Annotated in this window: 21 protein-coding genes and 1 tRNA gene; 19 read left to right on the top strand and 3 right to left on the bottom strand. The window is 58.7% G+C overall.

Features of this window, described 5'->3' with window-relative positions:
• Positions 1-134 precede the first annotated feature (134 nt).
• From ACFZPT_RS19945 to ACFZPT_RS19915, 7 genes are read left to right on the top strand one after another with little or no spacing between them, the layout of a single operon-like run.
• Positions 135-1,094 (top strand): sugar ABC transporter substrate-binding protein, encoded by a 960-nt coding sequence (locus ACFZPT_RS19945; protein ID WP_034099124.1) that lies wholly within the window; start codon positions 135-137, stop codon positions 1,092-1,094.
• Positions 1,095-1,153: 59 nt separating this feature from the next.
• On the top strand, positions 1,154-2,707 hold the full coding sequence (locus tag ACFZPT_RS19940; RefSeq protein ID WP_034114419.1) for a sugar ABC transporter ATP-binding protein: 1,554 nt from the start codon (positions 1,154-1,156) through the stop codon (positions 2,705-2,707).
• Positions 2,704-3,681: an ABC transporter permease gene (locus ACFZPT_RS19935; RefSeq protein ID WP_003174987.1), complete on the top strand. Its 978-nt coding sequence runs from the start codon at positions 2,704-2,706 to the stop codon at positions 3,679-3,681. Before ACFZPT_RS19940 ends, ACFZPT_RS19935 begins: the two co-directional genes overlap by 4 nt.
• Positions 3,682-3,684: 3 nt before the next feature.
• Positions 3,685-4,707 (top strand): LacI family DNA-binding transcriptional regulator, encoded by a 1,023-nt coding sequence (locus tag ACFZPT_RS19930; protein ID WP_034114417.1) that lies wholly within the window; start codon positions 3,685-3,687, stop codon positions 4,705-4,707.
• A gap of 23 nt (positions 4,708-4,730) precedes the next feature.
• Positions 4,731-5,648, top strand: coding sequence for a ribokinase (rbsK, locus tag ACFZPT_RS19925; RefSeq protein ID WP_034114415.1), 918 nt, complete (start codon positions 4,731-4,733; stop codon positions 5,646-5,648).
• On the top strand, positions 5,645-6,049 hold the full coding sequence (gene rbsD / locus ACFZPT_RS19920) for a D-ribose pyranase (RefSeq protein WP_034099117.1): 405 nt from the start codon (positions 5,645-5,647) through the stop codon (positions 6,047-6,049). Before rbsK ends, rbsD begins: the two co-directional genes overlap by 4 nt.
• 26 nt (positions 6,050-6,075) lie before the next feature.
• The gene (locus tag ACFZPT_RS19915; RefSeq protein ID WP_034099116.1) at positions 6,076-7,104 is read left to right on the top strand and encodes a nucleoside hydrolase; all 1,029 of its coding nucleotides are present in this window, start codon (positions 6,076-6,078) and stop codon (positions 7,102-7,104) included.
• A gap of 33 nt (positions 7,105-7,137) precedes the next feature.
• On the opposite strand, the gene ACFZPT_RS19910 is transcribed toward ACFZPT_RS19915, so the two are convergent.
• Positions 7,138-7,350: a hypothetical protein gene (locus tag ACFZPT_RS19910; RefSeq protein ID WP_034099115.1), complete on the bottom strand. Its 213-nt coding sequence runs from the start codon at positions 7,348-7,350 to the stop codon at positions 7,138-7,140.
• Positions 7,351-7,521: 171 nt separating this feature from the next.
• On the opposite strand from ACFZPT_RS19910, the gene ACFZPT_RS19905 reads away from it, so the two are divergent.
• Both ACFZPT_RS19905 and ACFZPT_RS19900 read left to right on the top strand, forming a co-directional pair.
• Positions 7,522-7,830 (top strand): hypothetical protein, encoded by a 309-nt coding sequence (locus tag ACFZPT_RS19905; RefSeq protein WP_034099113.1) that lies wholly within the window; start codon positions 7,522-7,524, stop codon positions 7,828-7,830.
• 146 nt (positions 7,831-7,976) lie between these two features.
• A complete protein-coding gene (locus ACFZPT_RS19900) occupies positions 7,977-8,297 on the top strand; it encodes an I78 family peptidase inhibitor (RefSeq protein WP_034099112.1) in 321 nt (106 codons plus the stop codon).
• A 72-nt stretch (positions 8,298-8,369) separates the two neighbouring features.
• Here ACFZPT_RS19900 and ACFZPT_RS19895 read toward each other — a convergent pair whose 3' ends face one another.
• Positions 8,370-8,582, bottom strand: coding sequence for a cold-shock protein (locus tag ACFZPT_RS19895; RefSeq protein WP_003234260.1), 213 nt, complete (start codon positions 8,580-8,582; stop codon positions 8,370-8,372).
• Positions 8,583-8,871: 289 nt separating this feature from the next.
• Positions 8,872-9,186 (bottom strand): hypothetical protein, encoded by a 315-nt coding sequence (locus tag ACFZPT_RS19890; RefSeq protein WP_021491187.1) that lies wholly within the window; start codon positions 9,184-9,186, stop codon positions 8,872-8,874.
• A gap of 366 nt (positions 9,187-9,552) precedes the next feature.
• Here ACFZPT_RS19890 and thrS point away from each other — a divergent pair, with 366 nt between their 5' ends.
• The 10 genes from thrS (at position 9,553) to ACFZPT_RS19840 (ending at position 19,916) form a co-directional block, all read left to right on the top strand.
• Entirely contained in the window at positions 9,553-11,475 is a 1,923-nt protein-coding gene (thrS, locus tag ACFZPT_RS19885; RefSeq protein ID WP_034114413.1) for a threonine--tRNA ligase, read from the top strand.
• On the top strand, positions 11,475-12,026 hold the full coding sequence (gene infC / locus ACFZPT_RS19880; protein ID WP_169850653.1) for a translation initiation factor IF-3: 552 nt from the start codon (positions 11,475-11,477) through the stop codon (positions 12,024-12,026). The genes thrS and infC overlap by 1 nt, the downstream gene beginning before the upstream one ends.
• Positions 12,027-12,086: 60 nt before the next feature.
• Positions 12,087-12,281 (top strand): 50S ribosomal protein L35, encoded by a 195-nt coding sequence (gene rpmI / locus ACFZPT_RS19875; protein WP_002553160.1) that lies wholly within the window; start codon positions 12,087-12,089, stop codon positions 12,279-12,281.
• Positions 12,282-12,311: 30 nt separating this feature from the next.
• Positions 12,312-12,668, top strand: a complete 357-nt coding sequence (gene rplT / locus ACFZPT_RS19870; protein WP_002553161.1) for a 50S ribosomal protein L20 — start codon at positions 12,312-12,314, stop codon at positions 12,666-12,668.
• Positions 12,669-12,777: 109 nt separating this feature from the next.
• On the top strand, positions 12,778-13,794 hold the full coding sequence (pheS, locus tag ACFZPT_RS19865) for a phenylalanine--tRNA ligase subunit alpha (protein WP_034099107.1): 1,017 nt from the start codon (positions 12,778-12,780) through the stop codon (positions 13,792-13,794).
• Between the two features lie 26 nt (positions 13,795-13,820).
• Entirely contained in the window at positions 13,821-16,199 is a 2,379-nt protein-coding gene (gene pheT / locus ACFZPT_RS19860; RefSeq protein ID WP_034114411.1) for a phenylalanine--tRNA ligase subunit beta, read from the top strand.
• A 3-nt stretch (positions 16,200-16,202) separates the two neighbouring features.
• Positions 16,203-16,505, top strand: a complete 303-nt coding sequence (ihfA, locus tag ACFZPT_RS19855; RefSeq protein ID WP_002553164.1) for an integration host factor subunit alpha — start codon at positions 16,203-16,205, stop codon at positions 16,503-16,505.
• Complete coding sequence (locus tag ACFZPT_RS19850; protein WP_003174972.1) at positions 16,486-16,842, top strand: MerR family transcriptional regulator; 357 nt, start codon at positions 16,486-16,488, stop codon at positions 16,840-16,842. The genes ihfA and ACFZPT_RS19850 overlap by 20 nt, the downstream gene beginning before the upstream one ends.
• A 90-nt stretch (positions 16,843-16,932) precedes the next feature.
• Positions 16,933-17,009 (top strand) — tRNA-Pro (locus ACFZPT_RS19845).
• A gap of 501 nt (positions 17,010-17,510) precedes the next feature.
• Positions 17,511-19,916 (top strand): TonB-dependent receptor, encoded by a 2,406-nt coding sequence (locus ACFZPT_RS19840; RefSeq protein ID WP_034111067.1) that lies wholly within the window; start codon positions 17,511-17,513, stop codon positions 19,914-19,916.
• Positions 19,917-19,984: the final 68 nt, after the last annotated feature.

The raw sequence follows: 19,984 nt of genomic DNA, 5'->3' as shown, positions 1-19,984 counted from the left end.
CAAACGTTTGCGAGATGTTTCCGATGCGCTTGGCGTAACGTGACAGCTCGTATCAGCCTCCCAGGTGGGCGGGCTGCCGAAGCCTTCTTCGGTGCAAGCGTTGCTCACAATAATCATAAGATCGGAGTGACCCCATGAAGCTGCCATTTGCTGGACGTCTTCTTGCTATCGCTGTGCTTGCTGCCGCATCCGCCGCTTTACCGCTCTCCTCTGCATTCGCTGACGAGGCCGCCGCCAAACCGAAAGTCGGCCTTGTAATGAAGTCCCTGGCCAACGAGTTTTTCGTCACCATGCAGGAAGGTGCCAAGGACTATCAGAAAGCCCACCCCGCCGATTTCGACATGATCACGAACGGCATCAAGAATGAAACCGATACTGCTGCCCAGATCGATATCGTCAATCAGATGATCCTGTCCAAGGTCAACGCCATCGTCATTGCACCAGCCGACTCCAAGGCGCTGGTCACCGTACTGAAAAAAGCTTCCGATGCCGGGATCAAGGTGGTCAACATCGACAACCGTCTCGACCCCGGTGTGTTGAAAAGCAAGAATTTGGACATTCCCTTCGTTGGCCCGGACAACCGCAAAGGTGCCAAGCTGGTGGGCGATTACCTGGCCAAACAAATGAGCGCTGGCGACAAGGTCGGCATCATCGAAGGCGTTCCGACCACCACCAACGCCCAGCAGCGCACCGCCGGTTTCAAAGACGCGATGGATGCTGCCGGCATGAAGATCGTATCCACCCAGTCGGGTAACTGGGAGATCGACCAGGGCCAGAAAGTCGCCTCCGCAATGCTGAGCGAATACCCAGACCTCAAGGCGCTGCTGGCCGGTAACGACAACATGGCTTTGGGTGCTGTCTCTGCCGTACGTGCAGCCGGCAAAGCGGGCAAGGTGCTGGTAGTGGGCTACGACAATATCGAAGCCATCAAGCCGATGCTGCAGGACGGCCGCGTGCTGGCTACCGCCGACCAGGCCGCTGCCCAGCAAGCCGTGTTCGGTATCCAGAACGCGCTCAAGCTGGTCAAGGGTGAAAAAGTCGATGCCAAAGATGGCGTGATCGAAACCCCGGTCGAACTCGTCCTCAAGAAGTAATTCTGGCAGCACCCAAACAGCGTCCGCTCGCTCCCGGGCGGACGCTCGGAGATTTTCCTATGTCATCTTCCGCCCCGAACGCTGTCCTCTCGGTCAGCGGTATCGGTAAGACGTATGCCCAGCCAGTTCTGTCCGACATCACTCTGACGCTCAATCGCGGCGAAGTGCTGGCGCTGACGGGTGAAAACGGCGCAGGCAAAAGCACCTTGTCGAAAATCATCGGCGGGCTGGTCACTCCGACCACCGGGCACATGCAGTTCAACGGCCAGGATTACCGCCCAGGCAGCCGCACCCAGGCCGAAGCGCTGGGTGTGCGCATGGTCATGCAGGAACTCAACCTGCTGCCGACCCTGACTGTCGCCGAAAACCTGTTTTTGCATAACCTGCCCAGCCACGGTGGCTGGATCAGCCGCAAGCAACTGCGTAAGGCTGCCATCGAAGCCATGGCCCAGGTCGGCCTGGATGCCATCGACCCAGACACCCTGGTCGGCAGCTTGGGGATCGGCCACCAGCAAATGGTCGAGATCGCGCGCAACCTGATCGGCGACTGCCATGTGCTGATCCTCGACGAACCCACGGCTATGCTTACCGCCCGTGAAGTCGAGATGCTGTTTGAGCAGATCACCCGTTTGCAGGCCCGCGGCGTAGCGATTATTTACATTTCCCATCGACTGGAAGAGCTGGCTCGTGTCGCCCAGCGCATCGCGGTCCTGCGTGACGGCAAACTGGTGTGCGTCGAGCCGATGGCTAACTACAACAGCGAGCAACTGGTCACATTGATGGTCGGTCGCGAACTGGGCGAACACATCGATTTGGGCCCGCGCACCATCGGTGGCCCGGCGCTCACGCTCAAAGGTCTGACGCGCTCGGACAAAGTCCGCGACGTCTCGTTCGAAGTTCGCGCCGGTGAAATCTATGGCATTTCCGGGCTGATCGGCGCGGGCCGTACTGAGCTACTGCGCCTGATCTTCGGCGCTGACCAAGCCGACAGCGGCACCGTGGCCCTGGGCTCGCCAGCCCAGGTGGTGAGCATTCGTTCGCCGGTGGATGCCGTGGGCCATGGCATCGCGCTGATCACCGAAGACCGTAAGGGTGAAGGCTTGCTGCTGACCCAGTCCATCAGCGCCAACATTGCTCTGGGCAACATGCCTGAAATTTCCGCGGGCGGCGTCGTTAACAGTGGCGATGAAACCGCGTTGGCCCAACGTCAGATCGATGCCATGCGCATTCGCAGTTCCAGCCCGGCGCAGTTGGTGTCGGAATTATCCGGCGGCAACCAGCAGAAGGTGGTGATTGGTCGCTGGTTGGAGCGCGACTGCTCGGTGATGCTGTTCGACGAGCCTACGCGCGGTATCGACGTCGGCGCCAAATTCGACATTTACGCCTTGCTCGGCGAGTTGACCCGGCAGGGCAAGGCGTTGGTAGTGGTGTCCAGCGACCTGCGCGAACTCATGTTGATCTGCGACCGCATCGGTGTGCTGTCCGCCGGGCGCCTGATCGACACCTTCGAGCGCGACAGTTGGACCCAGGACGAATTGCTCGCCGCCGCCTTTGCCGGCTATCAGAAACGTGATGCGCTGCTCAACGATGCAGTGCTTAGGGATACCCCATGAAAACGACCACTTCTCCCGGTAAAACCGGCGGCAACTTCTACGGCCTGGGGACTTACCTGGGCCTGGCAGGTGCCTTGCTCGCGATGATTGCGCTGTTCTCGGTATTGAGCGATCACTTCCTGTCCTATGACACGTTCAGTACGCTGGCCAACCAGATTCCGGACCTGATGGTGCTGGCGGTGGGCATGACCTTCATCCTGATCATCGGCGGTATCGACCTGTCGGTAGGCTCGGTGCTGGCGCTGGCGGCATCGGCGGTCAGTGTGGCGATCCTCAGCTGGGGCTGGAGCGTTTTGCCGGCCGCCGTGCTGGGCATGGGCTGTGCGGCGCTGGCCGGTACGCTCACCGGTTCGATCACCGTGGCCTGGCGCATTCCGTCGTTTATCGTGTCCCTCGGTGTGTTGGAAATGGCCCGCGGCGTCGCGTACCAAATGACCGGTTCACGCACCGCCTACATCGGTGACTCCTTCGCCTGGCTGTCCAATCCGATTGCCTTTGGTATTTCGCCGTCGTTCATCATTGCCTTGCTAGTGATCATTGCGGCCCAACTGGTGTTGACGCGGACCGTGTTCGGTCGCTACCTGATCGGTATCGGCACCAACGAGGAAGCGGTACGCCTGGCGGGGATCAATCCCAAGCCTTACAAGATCCTGGTGTTCAGCCTTATGGGCCTGTTGGCCGGCGTAGCCGCGTTGTTCCAGATCTCGCGCCTGGAGGCGGCTGACCCGAACGCGGGTTCCGGTCTGGAGTTGCAAGTGATCGCGGCGGTGGTTATCGGCGGCACCAGCCTGATGGGCGGGCGCGGTTCGGTGATCAGCACGTTCTTCGGCGTCTTGATCATCTCGGTCCTGGCTGCCGGCCTGGCGCAGATCGGGGCCACGGAGCCGACCAAGCGCATCATTACCGGTGCCGTGATTGTGATCGCTGTGGTGCTCGATACCTATCGCAGCCAGCGTGCCAGTCGGCGAGGCTGAACCATGGCAACGATCAAGGATGTGGCAGCGCTTGCGGGTATTTCCTACACCACAGTGTCCCATGTGGTGAACAAGACGCGCCCGGTCAGCGAGCCGGTGCGCCTCAAGGTCGAGGCGGCGATCAAGCAGCTCGACTACGTGCCCAGTGCCGTCGCGCGTTCGCTCAAAGCCAAGACCACCGCAACCATAGGCCTGCTGGTGCCCAACAGCCTCAACCCGTATTTCGCGGAATTGGCCCGTGGTATCGAGGACTATTGCGAGCGTAATGGCTATTGCGTGATCCTCTGCAACTCCGATGACAACGCTGAAAAGCAGCGCAGTTATTTACGGGTATTGCTGGAGAAGCGTATCGACGGTTTGATCGTCACCTCAGTGGGCGGCGACGACAGTGGGCTGGCTGCAGGCTTGAGCGCGGTGCGAACGCCCATGGTGATCGTCGACCGGGCGTTGGATGGCATTGATGTCGATCTGGTGCGTATCGACCACGAAGAGGGCGCTTACCTGGCCACCCGGCACCTGCTCGACCTCGGTCATCGGGATATTGCCTGTATCGGCGGCCCGGCCCACACCCGCGTGGCACAAATGCGTCTGGCAGGGTATCGCCGGGCGTTGCACGAGGCTGGCGTGGAAGTACCGGCCGAGCGCATCCGCGAAAGCGATTTCACCAGCACCGGCGGTTATGCCGCCGCCGTGCAACTGCTGGCTGAAAAACCGCCCAGCGCGATTTTCGCCAGCAACGACATGATCGGTTTCGGTGTATTGCGCGCGGCGGCCGAACGCAATATTCGCGTGCCTGGCGAGCTGTCGGTGATCGGTTTCGACGACATTCAAATGAGCCGTTACGTCTACCCGGCGCTAACCACGGTGGGGCAGTCCATCGTGCAACTGGGCGAGACGGCTGCCGAGCTTTTACTGCGACGGATCGCCAACCCTCAACTGCCAATCGATCAACGTATCGTGACCCCAAGCATTGTGTTGCGCGAGTCGACGGCCCCCGTCGCCGGTGTGTTTGCCCAATACCGCTGAACCGAATTGATGAGTACTGATGTATGCCCGCAAAAGTAGTGGTAATAGGCAGCTTGAACATGGACCTGGTGACCCGCGCCAGCCGCTTGCCGCGCGCCGGTGAAACGCTGATCGGCCAGACCTTTGCCACCGTGCCCGGCGGCAAGGGCGCCAATCAGGCAGTCGCGGCGGCGCGGCTGGGTGGCGATGTGGCGATGATCGGCTGCGTCGGCACCGATGCCTACGGCAGCCAACTGCGCGAGGCATTGCTGGTCGAAGGCATCGATTGCCAGGCGGTCAGCAGCGTCGCCGGCTCCAGCGGTGTCGCGTTGATCGTGGTGGATGACAGCAGTCAGAACGCAATCGTCATCGTGGCCGGTAGCAATGGCGCTCTAACGCCGGCGTCATTGCAAGCGTTCGACGCGGTGCTACAGGGGGCCGACGTGATCGTCTGCCAGCTTGAAGTGCCCATGGACACGGTGGGATACGCCCTCAAGCGTGGCCGTGAACTGGGCAAGACCGTGATCCTCAACCCAGCGCCTGCCAGTGCTCCGTTGCCGGCCGAGTGGTACGCCTCGATCGACTATCTGATTCCCAACGAAAGCGAAGCCAGTGCGCTGAGCGGCGTGATGGTCGATTCTCTCGACAGCGCCAAAGAGGCCGCGACTCGTCTGATCGAAGCCGGCGCCGGCAAAGTCATTGTTACCCTGGGTGCGCAAGGTGCGTTGTTTGCTGATGGCCAAGGGTTTGAGCACCTGGTGGCGCCCAAGGTCAAGGCGGTGGATACCACCGCAGCCGGCGACACCTTCGTAGGCGGTTTTGCAGCTGCGTTGTCCGCTGGCGAAAGCGAGGCCGAGGCCATCCGCTTCGGTCAGGTCGCGGCAGCGTTGTCGGTCACCCGCGCCGGTGCGCAACCCTCCATTCCAACGCTGCACGACGTACAAGGTTTTGTAGCCTCATGAAAAAGACCCCACTGCTCAATATCGCCCTGTCGCGAGTGATCGCTTCTCTGGGACACGGCGACATCCTGGTCATCGGTGACGCCGGTTTGCCGGTGCCGCCGGGTGTAGAGTTGATCGACCTGGCGCTGACTCAGGGCATTCCGGACTTCATCAGTACCCTGCGCATTGTGCTCAGTGAAATGCAGGTGGAGAGCCATGTACTGGCCAACGAAATTCTACTCAAGCAGCCGCCAGCGCTGACTGAGCTGAATGCCCTGACGGCTCAGGCCGCGCTCGGCGAGCGTCGTCTGCTGAGTCATGATGAGTTCAAACAACTGAGCCGTCAGGCCCGCGCCGTGGTGCGTACTGGCGAATGCCAGCCTTACTGCAATATTGCGCTGGTGTCCGGCGTGACGTTCTAGTCTTTCCCAACGACAAGGAGTGTTTTATGCAACGTGGTCTACCCACCCTGAGAAATTTGTTTCGGAGTGTTCTGCTTTTGTCCGCACTCACTGCAGCAAGCGCCCAGGCGGCGGAAAAAATCGACCTGATCATCGACACCGACCCGGGCGCCGATGACGTGGTGGCGTTGCTGTTCGCCATGGCTTCTCCTGAGGAGCTGAATATCCGCGCGCTCACCACCGTCGCCGGCAATGTGCGCCTGGACAAAACCTCCCGTAACGCCCGGCTGGCCCGTGAGTGGGCAGGGCGCGAGGACATTCCGGTATACGCCGGTGCGCCAGCACCGCTGTTGCGCACGCCGATCTATGCCGAGAACATTCATGGCAAGGAAGGTATTTCCGGCGTCACCGTGCATGAGCCCAAAAAGGGCCTCGCGCCAGGCAATGCCGTTGATTACCTGATCACGACCCTGCGTGCCGCCAAGCCTCACAGCATCACCATCGCTATGCTCGGCCCGCAGACCAACCTGGCGCTGGCATTGACCCAAGACCCGGAAATCACTCAAGGCATCAAGGAAGTGGTGGTGATGGGCGGTGCGCACTTCAACGGCGGCAATATCACGCCGGTCGCGGAGTTCAACCTGTTCGCCGACCCTGTCGCCGCGGAAATCGTGCTCAAGAGTGGGGTCAAGCTGACCTACCTACCGCTGGACGTCACCCACAAGGTGCTCACCAGTGAAGCGCGCCTGAAGCAGATCGCCGACCTCAAGAACAATGCGAGCAAGATCGTCGGCGATATCCTCAACGAGTACGTCAAGGGCGACATGGAGCACTACGGCATTCCCGGTGGGCCTGTGCATGACGCCACCGTGGTCGCCTATCTGCTCAAGCCTTCGCTGTTCAGCGGGCGTGAAGTCAACGTTGTGGTCGACAGCCGTGAAGGCCCGACCTTCGGCCAGACCATCGTCGATTGGTACGATGGCCTGAAACAACCCAAGAACGCATTCTGGGTTGAGAGCGGCGATGCCCAGGGCTTTTTCGATCTGCTGACCGAACGCCTGGCTCGCTTGAAGTAACGTGCTGATCGGTCGACGTTCGCCGGCCGATTCTTACTCGCGCTCGGGGTTATCCGCCCCCATGTGATCGGCTGGGTATTTTTCGAATACCTGGCCGATGAATGCTTGCGCGGCCTGGGTCCCCAATTCTTTGACCAGCAGGTCGATGCCGATGATTGCCAATTCCTCTGGGCTGCCTGGGCTGTAGGAACTCTGGCCCAAGGGCCATTTGGCTTTGATGTCGGCTTGAAGCGTTACGGTGGTCATGAAGGTCTCGCGAGGCAGAAAAAAATACTGGGCAGCGCGCTGGTGCGCGGTTTTTGCCGGGGCAGTTAACCATTTTGCATGCTGTTTGGCACTGATACTTAGGCATGATGCTTAGGTGCGGGCGCGCGCTGTGCCACACTGTCGGCTTGTTTAACAGTCGGAAAACGCTACGTGCATATCGATTTGAATAACCCTGAGAATCTGACATTGGCCGCCGTGCGCCAACTGCTGGCCAGTGCCAGCGACGACGAGCATGCCCAGTTACGGGTGACCAAGGCCGGTCTTGCCTACATTTCGAGTGGAAGGGCGGTAGGCAATGCGGATATCGACGGGTTGCTGTTTCGGCTGGAGACCTGGGCAAAAGGCTCCGGTTATGTCGGTAACGTGGCGGCCAGTGACGAAGTCTGGGTCACGCAGATTTTCAATGCGTTGCGGCAAAACTGGCCGAAGCCGTCGGATGACTATATCGACATCTACTGATCGCGTTCATATCTGGTCACGATTGATCAAGCGAATGCCCGGCTAGAGTCAGGCAGACTTGCTCCTCAACGCTTTACGTCTTGAAACCAAATCGCCACACCGCTGTCGCACGATCTCTGTCCATTTTTTTATTCATAGGAGGCTTCATGCCTTGGAAGCTCGCATCATTCGGTACTTTGTTGGCAGCACTCGCATTGGCGGGATGCAGCACCTCGGGTACCTCTGAGCCAGCCAAAAATGCCGCTGTGACCGATGCCGGTCATAGCCGCTGTGAGGCGAAGGCTGCCGAATTTACAATTGGCCAGAAAGCCTCGCCGCAACTGTTGGAACAGGCTCGTACGCGCTCCGGTGCGCAGAACGCCCGGATCCTCAAGCCCAACGACATGATCACCCTGGAGTACCGCTCCGACCGACTGAACCTGAACACCGATGACAATTTGGTGATCACTCGGGTCAATTGCGGCTGATCTTCACCGGCTTTTGCTGTGCCCATAAAAAACCCCGTCACATGGACGGGGTTTTTTTAGCTCAGCGGAGAATTACTCGCCGCGAACCTGTGCAGCTTGCATACCCTTTTGGCCTTTCTCAGCCACGAAGGAAACGGTCTGGCCTTCTTTCAGGCTTTTGAAACCGTCGCTTTCGATAGCTTTGAAGTGTACGAACAGGTCGTCACCGCCACCTTGAGGAGTGATGAAGCCGAAGCCTTTTTCATCGTTGAACCATTTAACGGTGCCGGTTTGGCGATTAGACATGGTGTATCTCCAAGAAACATATATTTTCAGTAGTGCTGTGCTGCTCAGGCCAACTGGGCACACCGGGCTATCATAGTCGAAATGTTCGGCTTGGGAGCCCCCCCAAGGCATTGTTTGCTGATCAATAGCGTTGGCTTTAGACCTTCTTCTGGCTGAAAGCCCCGAACTACGGGGCTTCTGCGCTAAATATGGGGTCTTAAAAAAAGCCGTAAAAGCTGCGTAATTTGTGAGAAACAGCGGATTTCAGGTCTTTTTTTCGATCAATCGGCCGTGTGATCAGGCTGTCGATTTACTTTTTCTTCACGACTTTGCAGGACGAAATAGCCGCCACAGCTTTATTTTTAAGCTCCGGACTGGCGTTCTGATTAGTCATCAATTCCTTGATTTCAGCAGTGCTCAATTCCGCGTTGATCTTATCTGCGCCACATTCACAATGGGCTTTGGCGGTTTTGACGTCCACATTCTGGCTGGCCGCAGCGCTGCAGTCGCTGACGAAACTATCGCGCGCACCGGCTGGCCAGTTCGATGGGGCAGCAGCCTGAGCGCCAAGGGAAAGGACGGTCAGTGAAGCAGCGAGAGCGAGGGTCGAGGTAAAACGCATCATTGGATGCTCCTTTGAGTCGAGGACGAACGGCGATTCTCAGGGGGTTTGAGGCACAGCGTACAGCTCAAGTTCACTTTTGCATCTATAAAGCCTGGAAATTCGTTATCAGCAACAGCAGCTGCGGCCCGATGACCGTTCATCTGTGCTAGCATCGGCGGCCTGGCTATTTAACGGCGCGTTCAAAGCGGCCTTGCCACGTTGTTTTTTTTCACTCCAGTCACTCTGGTTCGATTATCGGTTGGCCGAAAGGCTCCTGCCGCTGTAAGGCAGGCGTTCAGCATTGAGCGGCCTGGTGTTGGATCTTGTACTGGCTCATCCCAACCCACGTGACCTTTGGTAGGGGTCACCACTAGGAGAGGAGGCGCCATGCCAACTATTACTCTTCCCGACGGCAGTCAGCGTTCATTCGATCATCCGGTTTCCGTAGCCGAGGTCGCCGCATCCATTGGCGCAGGCCTGGCCAAAGCCACCGTGGCCGGTAAGGTCGACGGCAAGCTGGTCGATGCCAGCGACCTGATCACCACCGATGCCAGCCTGCAAATCATCACGCCCAAGGATCAAGAAGGGCTGGAGATCATTCGCCACTCTTGCGCGCACTTGATTGGCCATGCGGTCAAGCAACTGTACCCGACGGCGAAAATGGTGATCGGTCCGGTCATTGAAGAAGGCTTTTATTACGATATCGCCTACGAGCGTCCTTTTACCCCGGATGACCTGGCGGCCATCGAGCAGCGCATGCACGCGCTGATCGAAAAAGACTACGACGTGATCAAGAAGGTCACGCCGCGCGCCGAAGTGATCGACGTGTTCACCGCTCGTGGCGAAGACTATAAGTTGCGTCTGGTGGAAGACATGCCGGACGAGCAGGCCATGGGCCTGTACTATCACGAAGAATACGTCGACATGTGCCGTGGCCCGCACGTGCCGAACACGCGTTTCCTCAAGTCGTTCAAGTTGACCAAGCTGTCCGGCGCCTACTGGCGCGGCGACGCCAAGAACGAGCAATTGCAGCGCATCTACGGCACTGCTTGGGCTGACAAGAAGCAGTTGGCCGCTTATATCCAGCGCATCGAAGAAGCCGAAAAACGTGACCACCGCAAAATCGGCAAGCGCCTGAACCTGTTCCACCTTCAGGAAGAAGCGCCGGGCATGGTGTTTTGGCACCCGAACGGCTGGACCCTGTATCAAGTGCTTGAGCAGTACATGCGCAAGGTTCAGCGCGAAAACGGTTACTTGGAAATCAAGACACCGCAAGTGGTTGATCGTAGTCTGTGGGAGAAGTCCGGACACTGGGCCAACTACGCCGACAACATGTTCACTACCGAGTCGGAAAGCCGCGATTACGCCATTAAGCCTATGAACTGCCCATGCCACGTGCAGGTGTTCAACCAAGGCCTGAAGAGCTACCGCGAGTTGCCGATGCGCCTCGCGGAGTTCGGTGCCTGCCACCGCAACGAGCCATCGGGTGCGCTGCACGGCATCATGCGTGTGCGCGGCTTTACGCAGGATGACGCTCATATCTTCTGCACGGAAGAACAGATGCAGGCTGAGTCGGCAGCCTTTATCAAGCTGACCATGGACGTTTATCGTGATTTCGGCTTTACCGAAGTTGAGATGAAGCTGTCCACTCGTCCGGAAAAGCGCGTCGGTTCTGACGAGCTGTGGGATCGCGCCGAGGCAGCATTGGCCGCAGCCCTTGATAGTGCGGGCCTTGCATACGACCTGCAGCCGGGTGAGGGAGCTTTCTACGGTCCTAAGATCGAATTCTCGCTGAAAGATTGCCTTGGCCGTGTCTGGCAATGTGGTACCTTGCAGCTCGATTTTAACCTGCCGATCCGTCTGGGAGCCGAATACGTCTCCGAAGACAACAGCCGTAAGCACCCGGTCATGCTGCACCGGGCGATCCTCGGTTCGTTCGAGCGGTTCGTCGGGATCCTGATCGAGCACTACGAGGGCGCATTCCCTGCGTGGCTGGCTCCGACCCAGGCAGTGATCATGAATATCACTGATAAACAGGCAGATTTTGCCGCTGAAGTTGAAAAAACTCTCAACGAAAGCGGATTTCGTGCCAAGTCCGACTTGAGAAATGAAAAGATCGGCTTTAAAATCCGCGAGCATACTTTGCTCAAGGTTCCCTATCTTTTGGTTATCGGAGATCGGGAAGTCGAGATGCAGACTGTCGCTGTGCGTACTCGTGAAGGTGCTGACCTGGGCTCGATGCCCGTCGCCCAGTTCGCTGAGTTCCTCGCGCAAGCGGTTTCCCGGCGTGGTCGCCCAGATTCGGAGTAATTATTATTAAGCGTGAAATGAGACAAGATAAACGAGCTGCACCGAAAGCCCCGATCAACGAGAATATCTCGGCACGCGAGGTTCGGTTAATTGGCGCTGACGGCGAGCAGATTGGCATCGTCTCGATTGATGAAGCGCTTCGTATCGCTGAAGAGTCCAAATTGGACCTGGTGGAAATCTCCGCCGACGCAGTCCCGCCTGTTTGCCGGGTGATGGACTACGGCAAATCGATCTTCGAAAAGAAGAAGCAGATTGCTGCGGCGAAGAAGAACCAGAAGCAGATTCAAGTAAAAGAAATCAAGTTTCGTCCAGGGACGGAGGAAGGGGATTACCAGGTAAAACTGCGCAACCTGGTACGTTTCCTGAGTGATGGGGACAGGGCCAAGGTATCCTTGCGATTCCGCGGCCGTGAGATGGCCCACCAGGAGCTGGGGATGGAACTCCTCAAGCGGGTTGAAGCTGACCTGCTCGAGTACGGTTCGGTCGAACAGCATCCTAAGATGGAAGGACGCCAGCTGATCATGGTCATCGCCCCGAAAAAGAAGAAGTAATCAACAGGGCACGGCAGGCCTTCTGATTATGTTTATCAACTGAATGCGGAGTATCCGAACATGCCAAAGATGAAGACTAAAAGTGGTGCTGCTAAGCGGTTTCTGAAAACTGCTAACGGTATCAAGCACAAGCACGCTTTCAAGAGCCACATCCTGACCAAAATGTCGACCAAGCGTAAGCGTCAACTGCGCGGTAGCAGCTTGCTGCATCCGTCTGACGTGGCAAAAGTCGAGCGCATGCTGCGCCTTCGTTAATTTTTGGATCAAGAATAGAGGAAGTAACTCATGGCTCGTGTAAAGCGTGGCGTCATTGCCCGTAAACGTCACAAAAAAATTCTGAAACTTGCTAAAGGCTACTACGGCGCGCGTTCACGCGTATTCCGTGTTGCCAAGCAAGCGGTAATCAAGGCAGGCCAATACGCCTACCGTGACCGTCGTCAGAAAAAACGTCAGTTCCGCGCTCTGTGGATCGCTCGTATCAACGCTGGTGCTCGTGTTAACGGTCTGTCCTACAGCCGTTTCATCGCTGGCCTGAAAAAAGCGTCCATCGAGATCGACCGTAAGGTTCTGGCTGATCTGGCAGTGAACGAAAAAGCGGCGTTTGCTGCGATTGTCGAGAAAGCTAAAGCCACCTTGGCTTAAGTACCCCCGACAGTCACCGCGGGCTGCTCCTGCAGCCCAAGGTGTTAAACGTCATAAATAGGGGAAGAGCCTTAAAGCTCTTCCCCTATTTCGTATCTGGAGTCTGTACATGGAAAACCTGGACGCGCTCGTCGCTCAAGCTCTCGAGGCTGTGCAAAGCGCTGAAGATATCAATGCCCTGGAGCAAATCCGGGTTCACTACCTTGGCAAAAAGGGTGAATTGACTCAGGTGATGAAGACCCTGGGAAATTTGCCGGCTGAAGAGCGTCCGCAAGTCGGTGCGCTGATCAACGTCGCCAAGGAGCGTGTCACAGAGGTTCTCAATGCGCGTAAGGCGTCGCTCGAGGAGGCCGATCTTGCGGCCAAGCTCGCCGCCGAATCCATTGACGTCACCTTGCCTGGCCGTGGTCAGGCCTCGGGCGGTCTGCATCCGATCACACGGACTCTGGAACGTATCGAACAGTTCTTCACCCATATTGGCTACGGCATTGCCGAAGGCCCTGAGGTCGAAGATGACTATCACAACTTCGAAGCACTCAACATCCCAGGCCACCACCCGGCCCGGTCGATGCATGACACCTTCTATTTCAACGCCAATATGCTGCTGCGCACCCACACCTCGCCGGTACAGGTCCGCACCATGGAAGCGAACAAGCCGCCGATCCGCATCGTCTGCCCAGGCCGTGTGTACCGCAGCGACTCCGATATTACCCACTCGCCGATGTTCCATCAGGTCGAAGGCCTGCTGGTAGATCGCGATATCAACTTCGCCGACCTTAAAGGCACGATCGAAGAATTCCTGCGGGTGTTCTTCGAGAAAGAGCTGGCGGTGCGTTTCCGTCCCTCGTTCTTCCCGTTCACCGAGCCGTCCGCTGAGGTCGACATGGAGTGCGTGATGTGCAGCGGTAAAGGCTGCCGCGTGTGCAAGCAGACCGGCTGGCTGGAAGTCATGGGCTGCGGCATGGTTCACCCGAATGTGTTGCGCATGTCCGGGATCGACCCGGAAGAGTTCTCGGGCTTTGCCTTCGGCATGGGCGTAGAGCGCCTGGCTATGCTGCGTTACGGGGTGAACGACTTGCGTCTGTTCTTCGACAACGACTTGCGATTCCTCGCGCAATTTCGCTAGTCGTAACGAATCTTTAGGAGAGCAGGATGAAATTCAGTGAACAATGGCTGCGTGGCTGGGTAAGCCCGCAGGTAGATCGCGACGAGCTGGTTGCTCGTTTGTCGATGGCCGGCCTTGAGGTCGATAGCGTTACGCCGGCCGCCGGTGTTTTCAGTGGCGTGGTAGTGGGCGAGGTGCTGAGCACCGAGCAGCACCCGGATGCTGACAAATTGCGTGTGTGCCAAGTGAGCAACGGCGCGGAAACCTTTCAGGTCGTGTGCGGAGCGCCCAATGTGCGCCCGGGCCTGAAGATTCCTTTCGCCATGATCGGCGCCGAGTTGCCAGGCGACTTCAAAATCAAGAAGGCCAAACTGCGCGGGGTCGAGTCCAACGGCATGCTGTGTTCCCAGGCGGAACTGCAGGTGGGTGAAGGTAACGATGGTTTGATGGAGCTGCCGGCCGATGCGCCGGTGGGTCAGGACATACGCGTCTACCTGGAGCTGGAGGATGCCAGCATCGAGGTCGATCTGACCCCGAATCGCGGCGACTGCCTGTCCCTCGCCGGTCTGGCCCGTGAAGTCGGGGCTCTGTACAACGTGCCGGTCACTCGACCCGTAGTGGCTGCCGTGCCTGCGGTGCATGACGAAGTGCGCCCGATCGAAGTGCTGGCACCGAATGCTTGCCCACGTTATCTGGGTCGTGTGATCCGGAATGTCGACCTGTCCAAGCCTACCCCGTTGTGGATGGTCGAGCGTCTGCGTCGCGCTGATGTCCGTAGCATCGACGCTGCCGTCGATATCACCAACTACGTGATGCTGGAGCTGGGCCAGCCGTTGCACGCATTTGATCTCGCCGAAATCAACGGCGGCATTCGTGTGCGCATGGCCGAAGAAGGCGAAAAGCTGGTACTGCTCGACGGCCAGGAAGTGGCCCTGCGTGCCGATACACTGGTCATCGCCGACCACTCTCGCGCCCTGGCGATTGCGGGCGTGATGGGTGGCGAGCACAGCGGCGTGTCCGCGACCACCCGCGACGTATTCCTGGAAAGTGCGTTCTTCGATCAGATCGCCATTGCTGGTAAAGCTCGCTCCTACGGCTTGCACACCGATGCTTCGCACCGCTACGAGCGCGGTGTGGACTGGAAGCTGGCCCGTGAAGCCATGGAGCGCGCCACTGGCCTGCTGTTGGAGATTACCGGCGGTGAAGCCGGCCCAATCACCGAAACTGTCAGCGAAGAGCATCTGCCAAGTGTGGCGCCGATTACCCTGCGCGCTAAAAGCGTTGAGCAGATGCTTGGCCTGGTGATCGATCCTGCTGAAATCGAGCAGTTGTTGTCAGCCCTCGGCCTTGGCATTGCTACGGGCGGGGAAGGGCAGTGGCAGGTAGAAGTGCCAAGCCATCGCTTCGATATCAGCCTTGAAGTCGACCTGATCGAAGAACTGGCGCGCCTGTACGGTTATAACCGTTTGCCGGTCCGTTACCCGCAGGCTCGTCTTGCTCCTCAGCCCAAGGCTGAGGCGCGTGCGCACTTGCCTGAGCTGCGTCGTCTGCTGGTTGCTCGTGGTTACCAAGAAGCGGTGACCTACAGTTTCATCGATCCAAAGCAGTTTGAACTGTTCAATCCAGGCGTCGAGCCGCTGTTGCTGGCCAACCCGATCTCCAACGATATGGCCGCCATGCGTTCGTCTCTGTGGCCAGGCTTGGTGAAAGCGCTTTCTCACAACCTGAACCGCCAACAAGATCGCGTGCGCCTGTTCGAAAGTGGCCTACGTTTTGTAGGGCAGTTGGATGGCTTGAAGCAAGAGCCGATGCTGGCCGGTGTGGTCTGTGGCAGCCGGTTGCCGGAGGGCTGGGCCCAAGGCCGCGAAGCAGTGGACTTCTTCGACGTTAAGGCTGACGTAGAAGCCGTGCTGGGCTTTGCCGGTGCGTTGGACGCGTTCACCTTTGTTCCGGGTAGCCACCCGGCGCTGCATCCGGGCCAGACTGCGCGCATCGAGCGTGAGGGACGTTTGGTCGGTTTCGTCGGCGCTATTCACCCGGAACTGTCGAAAACTCTCGGCCTTGATCGCCCGGTATTTGTATTCGAGCTGGTGTTGGCTGAAGTGGCGACTGGCAAGATGCCCAAATTCAGCGAGTTGTCGCGTTTCCCTGAAGTGCGCCGAGACTTGGCGCTGATCGCCGATCGCGATGTCGCCGCTACTGCCGTTCTGGATGTAATCCGTGAAAATGCAGGGGAATGGCTGACGGACCTCAGGCTATTTGACGTCTATCAGGGTAAAGGTATTGATCCGCATAGAAAAAGCCTCGCAGTCGGCTTGACCTGGCAGCATCCATCGCGCACTCTTAATGACGATGAGGTGAATACCACGACACAAAATATCCTCACCTCGCTTGAACAAAGGTTAAACGCCACGTTAAGGAAGTGACGTATGGGGGCTTTGACGAAAGCTGAGATGGCGGAACGTCTGTACGAAGAGCTGGGTCTTAACAAGCGCGAGGCCAAGGAATTGGTCGAGCTGTTTTTTGAAGAGATCCGCCATGCTCTGGAAGACAACGAACAGGTCAAATTGTCTGGTTTCGGCAATTTTGACCTGCGGGACAAACGCCAGCGGCCTGGCCGCAATCCAAAAACGGGAGAAGAAATCCCGATCACGGCTCGCCGTGTGGTCACCTTTCGTCCAGGGCAGAAGTTGAAGGCCCGAGTTGAGGCTTATGCTGGAACCAAGTCATAACGACGAACTACCCGTCATCCCAGGCAAGCGCTACTTCACCATTGGTGAAGTCAGCGAGCTGTGTGCGGTAAAGCCGCACGTGCTGCGCTATTGGGAGCAGGAGTTTCCTCAACTCAACCCCGTCAAACGCACCGGGAACCGTCGGTATTATCAGCGCCAGGATGTGCTGATGATCCGACAGATCCGCGCGTTGCTGTACGACCAAGGGTTCACCATCAGTGGTGCGCGTCAGCGCATGTCCGGTGATGAAGCCAAGGACGACACCACTCAGTACAAACAACTGATCCGCCAGATGATCTCCGAACTCGAAGATGTGCTGGTGGTTTTGAAGAAGTAAATCCGGCTTTTAAAATACTTCCACATTTCAAAAGCTTGCGGTATATTCCTGATCGCTTCGTTGCGAAGCGAACCCAGTAACACGCCTAGTCGGGGCGTAGCGCAGTCCGGTAGCGCACTAGCATGGGGTGCTAGGGGTCGAGTGTTCGAATCACTCCGTCCCGACCATATCTTTCAATGACTTAGCCCAATCTACCCAGGTTGGGCTTTTTCATGCCCAAAAAATATCCCACGACTCCCACCCGTGCTCACACCCATGCGCTACGCAACGGCAATGGAAGCCAATCAAAGCGTCCCCTGTACCCTGTACAACCCTGATCGGCTAGCCGGCGTACTCGACTGAAACGGCAGGTGTCTCCACTGCTTGGTGTGGCTTGATACATCGCGTCGGCTGCTTTAGCGAGATGCGCTCCGACGATGCTGTCGTTGTGGAGGCAGAGCAGTAGGTTGGCTCATAAACTGCTGGCGGCGGCTTTGAGATCCGCTGCTGACGCGAAGGCTGTTAGGCGAAGAAAAAATATTGGCGATGAGGCATGTTCACCGCGGATTTTCCGCCTGATCCTTTTCATAGCGCGCATAGCCATCGACAAAAAATAGGGGTGGAGCCTGTCCCTTTTTTTCACCTCGCCTGTCATTCCAGGCAAGTGAACATAATCGAGAGCTTCCCCAATGCCCGTCGTCCGCCCCTTGCGCTTGCGCCCGTTGCTGAAACTGAGTTTGCTGCTGAGCCTGAGTACCAGCCCGTTGTTCGTCCCCGTCAGTTATGCCGAAGACAGCGCGCCGCGCCGCAGCTACCAGGTGCCGGCCGGCAGCCTGAGCGCGGCGTTGACCCGGTTTGCCGGGCTGGCGGGGGTTAATTTGTCGGTGGACCCGGCGTTGGTCAGCGGGCGCAGCAGCCAAGGCCTGACCGGCGAGTATGGTGTGGAAGAGGGCTTTGCGCGCCTGCTGCAAGGCTCCGGCCTGCAACTGCAACCCATGGGCGAGCAGGCCTACATGCTGGTGCCCCAGCCGGATGGCAGCAGCCTTGAACTGGCGCCCACCTCCATCCTCGGCACCACCGGCCTGTATGACGGCGACAGCTATGCCGGCGGCCAGGTGGCGCGACGTGGCTCCCAGGGCTTGCTGGGCACCCGCGACTTTATGGAGACGCCCTTCAGCATCACCACCTACACCCAGGACACCGTAAAAAACCAGCAGGCGCGCACCTTGGGCGACCTCATAGCCAACGACCCCTCGGTGCGCGCCACCAACCCGGCCGGTGGGCGCTATGAGCAATTCACCATCCGTGGCTTCAGCCTGTTCAACAGCGATGTGGCTTACAACGGTCTGTACGGCGTACTGCCGACCTACAGCATCGATATGGAAATGGCCGACCGCGTCGACATCCTCAAGGGGCCGACCCAGTTGATCAACGGCATCTCGCCGCGAGGCAGTGTGGGCGGCGGTATCAATGTGGTGCCCAAGCGCGCCATCGACAAGGACATCACCTCATTCACCGGCACCTGGGCCTCCGACAGCCAGGCCGGCGGCGCGGTGGATGTGGGCCGGCGCTTTGGCGAGGATAACCAGTTCGGCCTGCGCTTCAACGGCGTGAAGCAGTCCGGTGATACCGAGTGGGATCACCAAAGCGTCGACCGTGAAATGGCCGTGCTCGGTCTGGACTTCCGTGGCGAGCGCCTGCGCCTCTCCACCGATATCGGCCACACCGAACGCGACACCGACGCGCCCCAAGAGCGCGTGCAAGTCGCCGCCGCCGCGCCGGTGCCCCGGGCCAGCGATGTGCGCCGCAACTATGCGCAATCCTGGAGCAAGGCACGCACCAACGACACGTTCGGCACGTTCAACGGCGAGTTCGATCTGAGCGATAACGTGATGCTCTATGGCGGCGTCGGCGTGCGCAAAAGCAGCCACGACTTCCTGCGCCACGCGGTGTCCGTCACCAACGCGGCCGGTGCGTTCAAAGTGCAGCCTCGGGACTTCACCCGCGATGAAAATGTACGCACCGCCACCGCTGGCGTGCGCAACTGGTTCCACACCGGGCCGGTGAGCCACGAGGTCAACCTGGCGGCCAGCTACTTCTATATGGATTTCACCAACGGCGGCGCGCGCTATGCAGAGGCATCGAGCAACCTGTACGACCCGGTGCAAACGCCGACACCTTCGACGCCTACGCGCCAGGACGCCAAGGTCTACACCGAAAACAAGTTCAGCGGCCTGGCGTTGTCCGACACCCTGGGCTTTTTCGACGATCGCCTGTTGCTCACCCTCGGTGCGCGCTGGCAGCGGGTCAAGGTCGACGACTGGAGCAATGGCGTTAAAGGCGACACCGCCTACGACGAAGAAAAAATCTCGCCCTCGGGCGGTCTGTTGTTCAAAGCCACCGACAAACTGTCGCTGTATGCCAACTACATGGAAGGCCTGAGCCAGGGCAAGATCGCGCCATCCACCTCGGTCAACGAAGATCAAATCTTCGCGCCGTTCATCAGCCGCCAAGTGGAAGTGGGCGCCAAGTACGACGCCGGTGCATTCGCGGTGACCGCCGCCGTGTTTCGCATCAAGCAGCCGGCCTACGAGACCAACGCCACCACCCGCGTGTTCGGTCCCAATGGCAAGCGCCAGAACGACGGGGTGGAGCTGAGTGTGTTCGGCGAGCCGCTCAAGGGCGTTCGCCTGCTGGGCGGCGTGATGTATATCGACAGCGAACTGAAAAACACCACTAACGGCACCTTCGACGGCAACCGTGCGCCGGCCACGCCCAAGTACAACGTCAACCTCGGTGCCGAATGGGACGTACCGACCCTCGAAGGCCTGACTCTGACTACCCGCGGCATCCACTCCAGTTCCCAGTACCTGGACCAGTCCAACGTCAAGGAAATCGACGCCTGGAACCGCATCGACGTCGGCGCCCGTTACGCATTCAAGGTGGACGACAAACACATCACCCTGCGCGCCAACGTGGAGAACGTCGCCGACAAACGCTACTGGAGCTCGGCAGGCGCTTCGGATGACAGCGAGCCGGGGCTGACCCTGTCGACACCGCGGACGTATCTGCTGTCGGCTACCGTCGACTTTTAACGCCCGGCGCGGGCTGCAACGGGTTGGCAAAAGGGGGTGAGCGCGGTCGGACTGCCTGACCGAGCGCT

Source organism: Pseudomonas sp. MD330_10 (assembly GCF_042610415.1).
In the GTDB taxonomy this organism is placed as follows: domain Bacteria; phylum Pseudomonadota; class Gammaproteobacteria; order Pseudomonadales; family Pseudomonadaceae; genus Aquipseudomonas; species Aquipseudomonas rhodesiae.
The sequence above is the reverse complement of the archived record's forward strand: the minus strand, read 5'-3'. Positions and strand labels throughout refer to the sequence as shown.

Coding starts and splice junctions, on each gene's coding strand:
- ACFZPT_RS19890 (WP_021491187.1), bottom strand. CDS start 9,186: ATGATGCGTTTTACCTCGACCCTCGCTCTCGCTGCTTCACTGACCGTC.
- thrS (WP_034114413.1), top strand. CDS start 9,553: ATGCCAACTATTACTCTTCCCGACGGCAGTCAGCGTTCATTCGATCAT.
- ACFZPT_RS19930 (WP_034114417.1), top strand. CDS start 3,685: ATGGCAACGATCAAGGATGTGGCAGCGCTTGCGGGTATTTCCTACACC.
- ACFZPT_RS19915 (WP_034099116.1), top strand. CDS start 6,076: ATGCAACGTGGTCTACCCACCCTGAGAAATTTGTTTCGGAGTGTTCTG.
- ACFZPT_RS19935 (WP_003174987.1), top strand. CDS start 2,704: ATGAAAACGACCACTTCTCCCGGTAAAACCGGCGGCAACTTCTACGGC.
- ACFZPT_RS19850 (WP_003174972.1), top strand. CDS start 16,486: ATGCTGGAACCAAGTCATAACGACGAACTACCCGTCATCCCAGGCAAG.
- ACFZPT_RS19895 (WP_003234260.1), bottom strand. CDS start 8,582: ATGTCTAATCGCCAAACCGGCACCGTTAAATGGTTCAACGATGAAAAA.
- ACFZPT_RS19910 (WP_034099115.1), bottom strand. CDS start 7,350: ATGACCACCGTAACGCTTCAAGCCGACATCAAAGCCAAATGGCCCTTG.
- ihfA (WP_002553164.1), top strand. CDS start 16,203: ATGGGGGCTTTGACGAAAGCTGAGATGGCGGAACGTCTGTACGAAGAG.
- rplT (WP_002553161.1), top strand. CDS start 12,312: ATGGCTCGTGTAAAGCGTGGCGTCATTGCCCGTAAACGTCACAAAAAA.
- rbsK (WP_034114415.1), top strand. CDS start 4,731: ATGCCCGCAAAAGTAGTGGTAATAGGCAGCTTGAACATGGACCTGGTG.
- pheT (WP_034114411.1), top strand. CDS start 13,821: ATGAAATTCAGTGAACAATGGCTGCGTGGCTGGGTAAGCCCGCAGGTA.
- ACFZPT_RS19945 (WP_034099124.1), top strand. CDS start 135: ATGAAGCTGCCATTTGCTGGACGTCTTCTTGCTATCGCTGTGCTTGCT.
- ACFZPT_RS19840 (WP_034111067.1), top strand. CDS start 17,511: ATGCCCGTCGTCCGCCCCTTGCGCTTGCGCCCGTTGCTGAAACTGAGT.
- rbsD (WP_034099117.1), top strand. CDS start 5,645: ATGAAAAAGACCCCACTGCTCAATATCGCCCTGTCGCGAGTGATCGCT.
- ACFZPT_RS19940 (WP_034114419.1), top strand. CDS start 1,154: ATGTCATCTTCCGCCCCGAACGCTGTCCTCTCGGTCAGCGGTATCGGT.
- ACFZPT_RS19900 (WP_034099112.1), top strand. CDS start 7,977: ATGCCTTGGAAGCTCGCATCATTCGGTACTTTGTTGGCAGCACTCGCA.
- rpmI (WP_002553160.1), top strand. CDS start 12,087: ATGCCAAAGATGAAGACTAAAAGTGGTGCTGCTAAGCGGTTTCTGAAA.
- pheS (WP_034099107.1), top strand. CDS start 12,778: ATGGAAAACCTGGACGCGCTCGTCGCTCAAGCTCTCGAGGCTGTGCAA.